This is a genomic window from Stenotrophomonas sp. SMYL41 (genome assembly GCF_036319965.1).
Lineage (GTDB): Bacteria > Pseudomonadota > Gammaproteobacteria > Xanthomonadales > Xanthomonadaceae > Stenotrophomonas > Stenotrophomonas maltophilia_R.
Genome location: NZ_JAWIRX010000010.1, coordinates 42,921 through 55,146, shown reverse-complemented (window position 1 = coordinate 55,146; position 12,226 = coordinate 42,921). Strand labels below are relative to the sequence as shown.

The window sequence follows — 12,226 nt, the reverse complement described above, 5'->3', positions numbered from 1 at the left end:
AGCCGGCCTGGCCGGCTGCTTCTCAGTCCGCGTATGGGTAGACCACCACCCGGTTGCGGCCTCGTTCCTTGGCCATGTACAGCGCCTTGTCGGCCAGCCGCAGCGCCTGTTCGGCATCGACATGGAAGCTGGGGAAGTGGGCGACGCCCAGCGACACGGTGATGGTGCCCACCGGCTCGAACGGATGGTCGGCGATGTGCTGGCGCAGGCGCTCGCCGGCCTGGCGTGCCGAGTCGGTACTGATGCCCGGCAACAGCAGCAGGAATTCCTCGCCACCGGCGCGGCAGAGGATGTCGCTGTCGCGCGAGTAGCGGCGCATCTGGTCAGCGATATGGACGATGGCGGCGTCGCCGACGTCATGGCCGTGGCTGTCGTTGATCGATTTGAAGCGATCGATATCCAGCGCCAGGATTGCGAACGGTATGCCCTGCACCTGCAGTGCATCCAGCGCTTGCTGCAGGCCCCGGCGATTGAGCAGGCCGGTCAGCGGATCGGTGCGGTTGGCACGGCTGAGTGTACCGATCCGCTCCTGCAGGGCGTTGAAGCTGTGCAGTACCGCCTGCTTGAGCTGGGCAACCTCGAAGTACCACGCGCGGATGCCGCTGACGTGGTTGATTGCATTGCCGGTGTCCTCGCCGCCCTGCACATTGCGCGCCAGCTGCCACAGCGGCATCGAGATGCGCCGGGCGAACCACCAGGTGATCAGCAGCGAAAGCAGGCCGAGCGGAATCGCGTTCCAGATCACCGCGGTCATCAACCGCGACAGCGGCTGCAACGTGGCCTCGGTCGGCCGCTGGGCGATGATGCCCCAGCCAGTGGCCGGTACCGGCGCATAACCAGCCAGCATCGACACGCCGAGGTTGTTGCGTACCTGCTGCGCGCCGCGTTCACCGCGCACCACCGCCTTCACCGCCGGGTTGCCGACCACGTAGTCGCCGACCCGCTTGCCGTCGGCGTGGTACAGCAGGCGGCCATGGCGGTCGACCACGTACAGGTAGGAGCCATCTCGATAGTAGTGCTTGCCCAGCAGCGTGTGCAGCGCGCTGCGCTGGCGCAGGTACAGGGTGCCGCTGACGTAGCCGCGGTAGCGGCCCTGGCGATCGAAGATCGGGTGCGACAGCGAGACCAGCAGCTTGCCCGTGGCCGACTGGTACGGGTCACTGATCATCGGCTGGCGCGCGGCCAGTGCGGCGTTGTTGCCGACGCTGTGCAGGATCTCGCCCTGCAGCTGCAGGGTCTGCGGCGAGGTGGCGATCACCAGGCCGTCGGCGTCCACCACCAGCGAGGAGTTGAAGCTGTTGGTCTGCAGCTGCAGGCGGCTGGCTTCATCCTGGGCCTGCTTCGGATCCAGGTCGCTCTGGCCGAGCCGGGTGGCGGCGTAGGCCAGCTCCTGCTGCGCGGCCAGCAGGAAGTTCTGGGTGGTCTCGGCCAGCTTGGTGGCATAGACGCGGTTGGCTTCCAGGGTAGTGCCGACCAGCTGGTCGCGCTGCACGCGGTAGCTGGCCAGCAGGGTATTGGCCAGGGCGATGATGGCGCTGAGCAGGGCCAGGGCGAGGATCAACTTGCCCAGGTTGAGGCGGGGAGACAGCGTTGGCATGCGTCGACGGATCCGGCAGGAGGCTGGACCCGACCGGTTCTCCGGAAGGGGCGACAGCGGGAATCGGTGCCCACGCCCGCAGGGCCGGGCAGGGTGGTGGGCGGATTATCGCCAAAAGCGGTCGGCGGCAAAGTGAAGTGGGTCGCCCTGCAGGCAAAAAAAAACCTGCCGCAGCGAGCGGCAGGTTCTTTTCGATGCAACGCCGTGGATCAGCGCTTCATCGAACCGAAGAACTCGTCGTTGGACTTGGTGTTCTTCATCTTGTCCAGCAGGAACTCCATCGCGGCCATTTCATCCATCGGATGCAGCAGCTTGCGCAGGATCCAGATCTTCTGCAGCAGCTCCGGCTCGATCAGCAGGTCTTCGCGGCGGGTGCCGGAACGGTTGATGTCGATGGCCGGGAACACGCGCTTTTCAGCGATACGACGGCTCAGGTGCACTTCGCTGTTGCCGGTGCCCTTGAACTCTTCGTAGATCACCTCGTCCATCTTCGAGCCGGTATCGACCAGCGCGGTGGCGATGATGGTCAGGCTGCCGCCTTCTTCCACGTTGCGCGCGGCACCGAAGAAGCGCTTCGGGCGGTGCAGGGCGTTGGCGTCCACACCACCGGTCAGCACCTTGCCCGAGCTCGGTACCACGTTGTTGTAGGCGCGGGCCAGGCGGGTGATGGAGTCCAGCAGGATCACCACGTCCTTCTTGTGCTCGACCAGGCGCTTGGCGCGCTCGATGACCATTTCGGCCACCTGCACGTGGCGCGCGGCCGGCTCGTCGAAGGTCGAGCTGATGACCTCGCCGCGCACGGTGCGCTGCATTTCGGTCACTTCTTCCGGGCGCTCGTCGATCAGCAGCACGATCAGGTGCACGTCCGGGTGGTTGGTGGTGATGGCGGTGGCGACCTGCTGCATCATCATCGTCTTGCCCGCCTTCGGCTGGGACACGATGAGCGAGCGCTGGCCCTTGCCCTGCGGTGCCATCAGGTCGAGGATGCGGCCGGTGATGTCTTCCGACGAACCGTTGCCACGCTCCAGGGTGAAGCGGCGGCGCGGGAACAGCGCGGTCAGGTTCTCGAACAGCACCTTGTTCTTCGACGCTTCGATCGGCTCGCCGTTGATGGTGTCGACGATGTTCAGCGCGAAGTAGCGCTCGCCGTCCTTCGGGAAGCGGATGCGGCCGGAGATGTGGTCGCCGGTGCGCAGGTTGAAGCGGCGGATCTGGCTGGGCGAGATGTAGGTGTCGTCCGGGCCGGCCAGGTAGCTGGCTTCAGCCGCGCGCAGGAAGCCGAAGCCGTCCGGCAGGATTTCCAGCACGCCGTCGGCGGCGACGCCGTCGCCGTGGCGGGTCAGCACCTTCAGCAGGGCGAAGATCACATCCTGCTTGCGGGCACGGGCAACGCCTTCGGAGATCTGCAGCTGCTCGGCGATTTCCAGCAGCTTCTGCGCCGGCATGCGCTTGAGGTCGCTCAGCGAGTAGACCGGGAAGCCCTCGGGCACGTTGGCGTGCGGGCGCGGCACGAACGGCTGCTGCTCGCCACCGTCCTGCGGCATGCCGTCATCACGGCCACCGCGGTTGCGGTCACGGTCGCGACGGTTGCGGAAACGGTCGCGGCGATTGCCCTGGCCCTGCTGGCCGTTCTGGTTGTAGGGATTGTTGTTCTGACCCTGGCCCTGGTTCTGGCCACCGCCCTGGTGGTTCTGCTGGCGCTGTCCGGATTCGCGACCTTCGCCACCCTCACCGCCGCCGGAGGCAGGGGCTTCAGCGGCAGGCGCGCTCGGCGCGGGGGCGGCTGCAGCCGGTGCCGGCGCTTCGGGCGCGGCTGCCAGCGGCAGGGTCGGTTGCGCCGGAGCGGCGCTGGTTTCGGCGGCTGCCGGAGCGGCGGCCTTGCTCACGCGGGGCTTGCGCACGCGCTTTTCGGCGGGCGCATCGGCGCTGCCGGTTTCGGAAGTGTTATCGGACAAGAGCGTTATTCCTCGCTTGAAGGTGCGAGCGCCCGGCTGGGGCGGCGAACGTTGGGAATGGGTCTGGAAGAAACTGCGTCCAGAGGGTGCGGCACGCGAACGCGGCCGGATATGCCGACACTATCATCGGCCTGCGGCGCCATGCAAGGGTCGCCAGGAACAGCATTCATCATGGACGCTGGGCGCCCGCCGGCAGCCGCGGGCGGCGGCTGCCGGGAACAGCAGGATCAGGCCAGGGCCTTGTCCAGCAGGCCGGCCAGCTGGGCCTTGCCCACCGCACCGATCTGCTCGCCGACCTTCTCGCCGTCCTTGAACACGACCAGGTACGGAATCGAACGCACGTGGTACTTGGCGGCCAGCGCGCGGTTGTGGTCGACGTTGACCTTGGCGATCTTGGCGCGGCCCTGGTAGGCATCGGCCAGTTCGTCCAGCGCCGGGGCGATCATCTTGCAGGGGCCACACCACTCAGCCCAGAAATCGACCAGCACCGGTTCCTTGGAATTCAGCACTGCGCTATCGAAGTCGGCGTCGCCGACATGTACAACCTTGTCGCTCATCTTGGTTTCTCGTCTTGGATTGCACCCGGCCATGCCGGAGGTGGGTGAACTGGGCCATGCCCGGTGGCGCGACCCTCGTCGTTGCCTCGCGGCGCACTGCCGCGGTGCGTTCGGCGGGATGCCTGGACGCTCACGGCCGGCAGTGTACCCCTATCGCAGGGCCGGGACAGGCGCCGGCTGGAACCCAGCGTATCGTGATCGCTTCGATGCCCGGTATGTGCCGGATTTCACTGTCTTCCTGTACATGGGGCTGGCAGTGGGGGACACCAACGGCCCTGGGCAGGCCGTTCAAGTCCGGTGTGGCTGGGTGAAGGTGGCGTCTCCATGTTCGGTGAGACGCCGCATTCCGGTTTGCCTGCCCGAGTGCGTTAAACTGGGCCATTGTGCGGCGCGCGGACCAGGTGGTCCCAGCCTGCCAACCCGCCGCAGGGGCCGCAGTTTGCGACGGTGCCCCTAGACGATGAAGTGCCAGCCGCCCCACGGGCCGGCGGCCATACCAAGACGGACTCATGAGCGACAAACCGCTGACCGATTTGACCTTCTCCTCCTTCGAGCTGCACCCGGCCCTGCAGGCCGGCCTTGAAGGAGCCGGATTCACCCGTTGCACCCCGATCCAGGCGCTGACCCTGCCGGTCGCGCTGCCCGGTGGTGATGTCGCCGGCCAGGCCCAGACCGGCACCGGCAAGACCCTGGCCTTCCTGGTGGCTGTCGTGAACCGCCTGCTGACGCGTCCGGCCCTGGCCGATCGCAAGCCGGAAGATCCGCGCGCGCTGATCCTCGCCCCGACCCGCGAGCTGGCCATCCAGATCCACAAGGATGCGGTGAAGTTCGGTTCCGACCTGGGCCTGCGTTTCGCCCTGGTCTACGGCGGCGTGGATTACGACAAGCAGCGCGAGCTGCTGCAGCAGGGCGTGGACGTGATCATCGCCACCCCCGGCCGACTGATCGACTACGTCAAGCAGCACAAGGTGGTTTCGCTGCACGCCTGCGAGATCTGCGTGCTGGACGAAGCCGACCGCATGTTCGACCTGGGCTTCATCAAGGACATCCGCTTCCTGCTGCGCCGCATGCCGGAACGCACCATCCGCCAGACCCTGCTGTTCAGCGCCACCCTCAGCCATCGCGTGCTGGAGCTGGCCTACGAGCACATGAACGAGCCGCAGAAGCTGGTGGTCGAAGCCGAGACCATCACCGCCGCGCGCGTGCGCCAGCGCATCTACTTCCCGGCCGACGACGAGAAGATCCCGCTGCTGCTGGGCCTGCTGTCGCGCAGCGAAGGCGCGCGCACCATGGTGTTCGTCAATACCAAGGTGTTCGTCGAGCGCGTCGCCCGTTCGCTGGAAAAGGCCGGCTACCGTGTCGGCGTGCTGTCCGGTGACGTGCCGCAGAAGAAGCGCGAGAGCCTGCTCAACCGCTTCCAGAAGGGCCAGCTGGAGATCCTGGTGGCCACCGACGTGGCCGCGCGCGGCCTGCACATCGATGGCATCAAGTACGTCTACAACTACGACCTGCCGTTCGACGCCGAAGACTACGTGCACCGCATCGGTCGTACCGCGCGCCTGGGCGAAGAGGGTGATGCGATCAGCTTCGCCTGCGAACGCTACGCCATGGGCCTGCCGGACATCGAGGCCTACATCGAGCAGAAGATCCCGTCTGAGCCGGTCACCAAGGAACTGCTGACCCCGCTGCCGCGCCCGGAACGCCCGGCCCCGGCCGCTGGCGAGGAAGGTGAGGAGAGCGAGAGTGTCGGCCAGATCTTCCGTGAAGCGCGCGAAGCACGTGCCGCCGAAGAAGAGCGTCGTGGTGGTGGTCGCAGTGGTGGCCGCTCCGGCGGTGGCCGTGGCGAGCGTCGCGACGGTGAGCGCAGCGGCGAGCGCCGTTCGCGTGGCCCGCGCAAGCCGCGCGTGGAAGGCGAGCAGTCCGCAGCTGTCCCGGCCGAAGGTGCCGTCGCCCAGGCCCCGCGTCCGCCGCGTGCCGAGGGTGCGCCGGAAGGTGCCGTGGATGGCGAGCGCAAGCCGCGCAAGCGCCGTCGTCGTCGTCACGGCCGTCCGGTCGAGGGTGGCGAGGGCATGCAGGCCAACGCCGGCAACGGTGCCAGCCCGGTGACCCCGGTGCAGGTGGTGGCCAAGCCGGTGCGCAAGGCGGCCGACTCCGGCGATTCGTTCCTGACCCGCATCGGCCGCAAGATCCGCCGGATGCTGTCGGGCAACTGAGCCGGCAGCGCCCGACCGTTGGTCGGGCGACATCCAGGGTGTGCCGACCAACGGTCGGCACCCACCACGCCAGACCGGCAGCACCCGACCGTTGGTCGGGTGGCTTTCAAGGGTAGTGCCGGCCGATGGCCGGCATGCCGCGCAGCCGCCTGCCACGCAACGTTGTCGCATCTGACTCTGGCTGCGCCTGCCGGCCTCCAGCCAAGCTGGCTCCTCACGCATGCGGAGGACTCACGCGATGGCATCCGTACCCTGTTACGACGCATTCGATCTGCATTACGCGCAGCACGTGGCGGCCTCTGCATCCCGTCCGCTGGAACGCCGGACGCTGCTGGAGCTGGCCGGTCCACTGCAGGGGCGGGATGTCATCGATCTGGCCTGCGGCTCCGGCGATTTTGGCCGCCACCTTCTGCTGCACGGAGCACGTAGTGCCCTTGGTGTCGATCTGTCCGCCGCGATGATCGAACAGGCGCGCCGGCTTTCCCGGCAAGGCGGTGACGCCATGCAGTTCCTGCACGGCGACGCGACCCGGCTGGACCTGCCGGCCCGCTTCGATATTGCCGTGGCGGTCTGGCTGTTCAACCACGCCGATACGCTGCAGGAACTGGAGCGCATGTACCGGGCGGCGGCCCACGTCCTCAGACCGGGCGGACGGCTGCTGGGCATCGTCACCCATCCGGCCTTCCGCTTGGCCCGGGGCGACTTCTCGCGCTACGGCGCACGCATCGTCCGGCAGCAGGCGCTGGACGATCATCACCTGGTGGAGGTCGCGTTCGCCGATGCTGCCGAGGCCCGCGTCACCGACCATCAATGGCGCGCGGACCAGCATGAGCAGGCGGCCGCCCGCGCGGGGCTGCCCGGGCTGCAGTGGCAGGTGCCGGCGCCGACGGCGGCGGAGTGCCAGGGCCGGCCTGCCGGCTTCTGGGATGAATACCGCGACAACAACGCGTTGGTGGTCCTGCACGCCCGCAGGGAGGGCTAGCGCCCGGCAAGGCCCGGCGGGCGCAGCCGCGGATCGAAGATTCCGCCGGGCCGGGCCCGGCGCTACCGATCCGTCGCGCCGGTCCTGCATAATCGGGGCATGAGTGTCCTGCGCTTCGACAATGTCAGCAAACAGTACGCCGGTGGCCACGAGGCGCTGATCGATGTCAGCTTCGAGGTCGCGCCGGGCGAGATGCTGTTCGTCACCGGCCATTCCGGTGCGGGCAAGAGCACCCTGCTCAAGTTGATCCACCTGGACGAGCGGCCCAGCCGCGGCGCGGTGGTGTTCGACGAGCGCAACCTGCTGAAGGTGCGCGGCGGCGACGTGCCCCGCCACCGACGCGCGGTGGGGGCGGTCTACCAGGACCATCGGCTGCTGATGGACCGCTCGATCGCCGAGAACGTGGCGCTGCCGCTGATCCTGCGTGGCACCCGCCGTGGCGACATCAGCAAGCGCGTGCGCTCGGTGCTCGAGCGGATGGGCCTGGGCCATCGCGAGAAGGCGCTGCCCTCGCAGCTGTCGGCCGGCGAGCAGCAGCGCGTGGGCATCGCCCGCGCCATCGTCGGCGAGCCCAAGCTGCTGGTGGCCGATGAGCCGACCGGCAACCTCGACCCGACCCTGGCGGCGGAGATCATGGCCCTGTTCGCCGAGCTGCCTTCGCGCGGCACCAGCGTGCTGGTGGTCAGCCACGACCTGCCGCTGCTGCGCCGCATGCGCAAGCGCGTGCTGATCCTCGACCACGGCCGGCTGGTGGATGACATCTCGCCGCAGGACCTGGCGGAGTAACCGATGGCGAAGAACGAAAACAGCGAAGCCGCCGCCCCCTCGCGTGTGGGTGTCTGGTTCCAGCACCACGTGCACAGCGTGGTGTTCAGCCTGGGCCGCGCCTGCCGCAAGCCGTGGGCGACCCTGCTGACGGTGATGGTCATGGCATTGGCGCTGGCGTTGCCGCTGGGGCTGTCGATCGCCCTGGACAACCTCAAGCAGTTCGCCGGCAGCGTGCAGCAGTCGCGCGACATCAACGTGTTCCTGAAGGGCAACGTCGATGGCCCCGGCGCGCTGCGCCTGGCCGGCCAGCTGCGCGACCGCGACGACGTGGCCGAAGTGAACGTGCGCACGCCCGAGCAGGGCCTGCAGGAACTGCGCGATGCCGGCCTCGGCGAGGCGATCGACGCACTCAACGACAATCCACTGCCTTCGTTGCTGGTGATCACCCCCGGCCAGGGCAAGGATGACGCGCGCCTGGCGCGTGCGCTGGAAGGCCTGCCCGAGGCCGACCTGGTGCAGCACGATGCGCTGTGGCGCCAACGCCTGGATGCCTGGCTGGCCTTCGGTGCGCGGCTGGTGCAGGTGCTGTCGGTGCTGCTTGGCGTGGGTGCCGCGCTGGTGGTCGGCAACACGGTGCGCCTGGACATCCAGGCCCGCCGCGAAGAGATCGGCGTGCTGCAGCTGCTGGGCGCCAGCGATGGCTTCATCCGCCGCCCGTTCCTGTACCTGGGCGCGTGGTACGGCCTGGGCGCCGGTGCGGTGGCGCTGGCCCTGATCGCCGCCGCCGGTGCCGCGCTGCGCGTGCCGCTGGCCGAACTTTCGCGCAGCTACGGCAGCCCGTTCGTGCTGCACGGCCTGGACCTGCTGCACGGCGGCCTGGTCCTGCTCGGCACGCTGCTGCTGGGTTGGCTGGGCGCCTGGCTGGTCACCGGCCACTTCCTCCGCCAGACCCGCCCGACCGACACCTGAGACCGGCATGCAACCGCAAGCGCTGAAGCACCTTGAAGGGCCCGCGACGCGGGTGATGGTGGTCGATGGTTCGAAACTGGTCCGCAAGCTGATCGCCGACGTCCTGCAGCGCGACCTGCCGGGCGTGGAGGTGATCGGCTGCGACAGCATCGAGGATGCGCAGCAGGCGCTGGCGCAGGGCCCGGTGGACCTGGTGACGACCTCGCTGACCCTGCGCGATGGTGACGGCCTGGCGCTGGCGCGGATGGTGCGCGAAGCGGCCGGCCAGGCCTATGTGCCGGTGATCGTGGTCTCTGGCGATGCCCAGCAGCACCTGGAGCAGCGCCGCTTCACCGAGTACGTCACCGACTATTTCGACAAGGCGCTGGGCCACGAGGCACTGGCGACCTTCATCCGCGGCTACGTGCAGCCGCAGACCATTCCCGGCGCCACCATCCTCTATATCGAGGACAGCCGCGTGGTGGCCGAGGCGACCAAGCGCATGCTGGAACGCCAGCAACTGAACGTGCTGCACGTGGTCAGCGCCGAAGAAGCGTTCACCCTGCTGACCGCCGAGTCGCTGGGCCGCAGCCGCCACCGCATCGACCTGGTGCTGACCGACGTCACCCTGAAGGGCGAACTGAGCGGCCGCGACGTGGTGCAGCGCGTGCGCGTGGACTTCGGCTACGGCAAGCGCCGCCTGCCGGTGCTGGTGATGACCGGCGATGGCAATCCGCACAACCAGACCGGGCTGCTGCAGTCCGGTGCCAACGACCTGGTGCTCAAGCCGATCGAAGAACGGTTGCTGGTTACCAAGGTGCTGTTCCAGCTGCGGCTGGCCCGATTGAACGATGGACCTCTGTTGCGATGATGGATGAAGTAGCCGACACCCCGACGATCCAGCTGGAACCGAGCTGGAAGCAGCATGTCGGCGATTACCTGCTGCAGCCGCAGATGCGCGAGCTGTCCGCCTTCCTGCGCCAGCGCAAGGCCGGTGGCGCGGCGGTGTTCCCGCCCGGCCCGCAGATCTTCGCCGCGTTCGACGCCACGCCGTTCGAGCAGGTGAAGGTGGTCATCCTCGGCCAGGATCCGTACCACGGCCGCGGCCAGGCGCATGGCCTGAGTTTCTCGGTGCCGCCGGGCGTGCCGGTGCCGCCGTCGCTGCTGAACATCTACAAGGAGATCGAGAGCGATCTCGGCATTCCGCGCCCGGACCACGGCTGCCTGATGCCGTGGGCGCAGCGTGGCGTACTGCTGCTCAATGCGGTGCTGACGGTGGAGGAGGGCAAGGCCGGTGCGCACCAGGGCCGTGGCTGGGAAGGCTTCACCGACCACGTGGTGGACGTGCTCAACCGCGAGCGCGAAGGGCTGGTGTTCATGCTGTGGGGCGCCTACGCGCAGCAGAAGGGCAAGGTCATCGACACCCGCCGCCATCGCGTGCTGAAGTCGCCGCATCCGTCGCCGCTGTCGGCCCATCGCGGCTTCCTCGGCTGCCGCCATTTCTCGATGGCCAACGAGTACCTGCAGCGTCGCGGGCAGGCCCCGATCGACTGGTCGCTGCCGCCGCGTTCGGCACTCTGAGCGGGCCGGGCAGTAGCCCGGCGCCGCCAGCGATGGATCAATGGCCCGCTGCTGGCGCGATATCCGCGCGCCGATAGTAGGCACGCGCGCCTTCGGCGATCACGCTGAGGGCCTGGACCGTGCCGTCGCCACCACGGTGGAACAGCAGCTCTGCGCCCACGCTGCCGGCGAGGAAGCGAACAGGGGTCAGCGCCTGGAGCACGACGGCCTTATCCCGTCCTGGAAGGCGCAGTTCCAGTCCCGCTTGGCCTGCCTGTAGATCCAACGTCGTGGCTTCGAACCAGTCAGCGAGACCGCCGCGGACGTCCATCGGCAGCGCGCCATCGAGTACGAAGTGACCGCTGAAACCTGGGTAGCTGTCGCGCAGAAGCGCCGGGTCAAGCGTGCGGATGACTGGTTTGGCATTGTGGCCGAGTGCATCGGAAAGGGCATTGCGGATTTCCCCGCGCAGTGCGGGGCCGTTGTCGCCATTGGTCAGGATGACGAATCCATCGCCGCTCTCAGGGTAGCCTTCAATGCCGGCGTGATAGCTGTCATTGCTGCCGTTGTGGAAGAAACGGCGACTGGCGCCGGTGCCGGCCAGCTCCGGACCCAGGCCACGACCGGCCGGCGCCACTTCGCTGACCATCTGCAGGGCCAATGGCTGCGGCAGCCATCCATCCTTCGTGCGGATGCTGCGCAGCAGGGCTGCGACGAACAGGCCCATGTCGTTGGCGCTGGTCCACAGCCCGGACGCCGCCTGTTCTGGAAAGCTCTGCCAGCCGCGTGGCAGGGCCTCCGGCAGGCCCTTGTTGTCGTGCGCATGGGCAACGTTGCCGTAGCCGGCAGGCAAGGGATTCTGGTACCTGCTGCGGGACATGCCCAGTGGCGCGAACACCTCGCGACGTGCGACGTCGGCGAATGCTCTGCCGGTCAGGTCTTCGATCGCCAGCTGCACCACCATGTAGCCGCCACCGGAATAGTCGACCTGCTGGCCGGGCGCGTGGATCAGGCGTATCGGTTCATTCTTCGCAGGCGCCAGTCCATCCAGTGTCTGCAGCAAGGTCGGCAAGCGTTCGGCAGGCTGGTAGTCCTGGAAGCCATGCACATTGAAGCCGGCGGTGTGCGAGAGCAGCATGCGCAGGTTGATCTGCGGGTGCAGTCCCTGCGCATCGGCAGGCACATGCCAGCGACGCAGCCGAAGGTCGATGTTCTCTTCCAGCGAGACTGTGCCGGCGGCAACCAGCTTCAGGGTGGTTGCTACAGCGCCCATCTTGCTGACCGAGCCGACCGAGAACACGGTATCGGCATCCACCGCATCGCGCGTGCCCGCCTGGCGCAGGCCGAATCCAGCGGCGTATACCACCTGGCCATTCCGGATCACCGCAACGGCAGCGCCCGGTATCTTGTAGTGGGCGAGGCGTTCCTCGATCGACCACTGCGGCAGCGCGGCGCCCAGCTGCGCGGTGCTGGGGCGCAGGCCATGGGCCATTGCCTGGGCAAAGCGCGCAGGGTCTTCAGCACTGGCGTCAGTGGCCATCACGTGGAACGGAGTCAGGGAGACCAGCAGCGAACACAGCAACAGTCGGTTCATCATCGACATCCTTGCAGGAGTGGAAGAGCGGGCGGGATCGGCACACGCGTTG

General features: G+C 67.9%; 10 protein-coding genes. 6 read left to right on the top strand and 4 right to left on the bottom strand.

Annotated features, from left to right (window positions below):
- Nucleotides 1–22 precede the first annotated feature (22 nt).
- From V3B30_RS13160 to trxA, 3 genes are all read right to left on the bottom strand, one after another.
- Nucleotides 23–1,597, bottom strand: a complete 1,575-nt coding sequence (locus tag V3B30_RS13160) for a sensor domain-containing diguanylate cyclase (protein ID WP_262083580.1) — start codon at nucleotides 1,595–1,597, stop codon at nucleotides 23–25.
- 209 nt (nucleotides 1,598–1,806) lie between these two features.
- Nucleotides 1,807–3,552, bottom strand: a complete 1,746-nt coding sequence (gene rho / locus V3B30_RS13155; RefSeq protein ID WP_100474118.1) for a transcription termination factor Rho — start codon at nucleotides 3,550–3,552, stop codon at nucleotides 1,807–1,809.
- A gap of 227 nt (nucleotides 3,553–3,779) precedes the next feature.
- On the bottom strand, nucleotides 3,780–4,109 hold the full coding sequence (gene trxA, locus V3B30_RS13150; protein ID WP_005411275.1) for a thioredoxin: 330 nt from the start codon (nucleotides 4,107–4,109) through the stop codon (nucleotides 3,780–3,782).
- Between the two features lie 509 nt (nucleotides 4,110–4,618).
- Between trxA and rhlB the strand changes: the two genes are divergently transcribed.
- From rhlB to ung, 6 genes are all read left to right on the top strand, one after another.
- Nucleotides 4,619–6,322, top strand: coding sequence for an ATP-dependent RNA helicase RhlB (rhlB, locus tag V3B30_RS13145; RefSeq protein WP_262083579.1), 1,704 nt, complete (start codon nucleotides 4,619–4,621; stop codon nucleotides 6,320–6,322).
- 238 nt (nucleotides 6,323–6,560) lie between these two features.
- Nucleotides 6,561–7,304: a class I SAM-dependent methyltransferase gene (locus tag V3B30_RS13140; protein WP_262083578.1), complete on the top strand. Its 744-nt coding sequence runs from the start codon at nucleotides 6,561–6,563 to the stop codon at nucleotides 7,302–7,304.
- Nucleotides 7,305–7,403: 99 nt separating this feature from the next.
- Entirely contained in the window at nucleotides 7,404–8,090 is a 687-nt protein-coding gene (gene ftsE, locus V3B30_RS13135) for a cell division ATP-binding protein FtsE (RefSeq protein WP_014648630.1), read from the top strand.
- A 3-nt stretch (nucleotides 8,091–8,093) separates the two neighbouring features.
- A complete protein-coding gene (gene ftsX / locus V3B30_RS13130; protein WP_262083577.1) occupies nucleotides 8,094–9,041 on the top strand; it encodes a permease-like cell division protein FtsX in 948 nt (315 codons plus the stop codon).
- A 7-nt stretch (nucleotides 9,042–9,048) separates the two neighbouring features.
- Nucleotides 9,049–9,891 (top strand): response regulator, encoded by an 843-nt coding sequence (locus V3B30_RS13125; protein ID WP_049424094.1) that lies wholly within the window; start codon nucleotides 9,049–9,051, stop codon nucleotides 9,889–9,891.
- Nucleotides 9,888–10,601 (top strand): uracil-DNA glycosylase, encoded by a 714-nt coding sequence (ung, locus tag V3B30_RS13120; protein WP_262083576.1) that lies wholly within the window; start codon nucleotides 9,888–9,890, stop codon nucleotides 10,599–10,601. Before V3B30_RS13125 ends, ung begins: the two co-directional genes overlap by 4 nt.
- Before the next feature lie 37 nt (nucleotides 10,602–10,638).
- Here the strand turns inward: ung and V3B30_RS13115 are convergent, their stop codons facing one another.
- On the bottom strand, nucleotides 10,639–12,174 hold the full coding sequence (locus tag V3B30_RS13115) for a serine hydrolase domain-containing protein (RefSeq protein ID WP_262083575.1): 1,536 nt from the start codon (nucleotides 12,172–12,174) through the stop codon (nucleotides 10,639–10,641).
- Nucleotides 12,175–12,226: the final 52 nt, after the last annotated feature.

Bases quoted from the DNA above. Each gene is read 5' to 3' on its own strand.
- V3B30_RS13160 (WP_262083580.1), bottom strand. From the start codon at position 1,597: ATGCCAACGCTGTCTCCCCGCCTCAACCTGGGCAAGTTGATCCTCGCC.
- trxA (WP_005411275.1), bottom strand. From the start codon at position 4,109: ATGAGCGACAAGGTTGTACATGTCGGCGACGCCGACTTCGATAGCGCA.
- rhlB (WP_262083579.1), top strand. From the start codon at position 4,619: ATGAGCGACAAACCGCTGACCGATTTGACCTTCTCCTCCTTCGAGCTG.
- V3B30_RS13140 (WP_262083578.1), top strand. From the start codon at position 6,561: ATGGCATCCGTACCCTGTTACGACGCATTCGATCTGCATTACGCGCAG.
- ftsE (WP_014648630.1), top strand. From the start codon at position 7,404: ATGAGTGTCCTGCGCTTCGACAATGTCAGCAAACAGTACGCCGGTGGC.
- ftsX (WP_262083577.1), top strand. From the start codon at position 8,094: ATGGCGAAGAACGAAAACAGCGAAGCCGCCGCCCCCTCGCGTGTGGGT.
- V3B30_RS13125 (WP_049424094.1), top strand. From the start codon at position 9,049: ATGCAACCGCAAGCGCTGAAGCACCTTGAAGGGCCCGCGACGCGGGTG.
- ung (WP_262083576.1), top strand. From the start codon at position 9,888: ATGATGGATGAAGTAGCCGACACCCCGACGATCCAGCTGGAACCGAGC.
- V3B30_RS13115 (WP_262083575.1), bottom strand. From the start codon at position 12,174: ATGAACCGACTGTTGCTGTGTTCGCTGCTGGTCTCCCTGACTCCGTTC.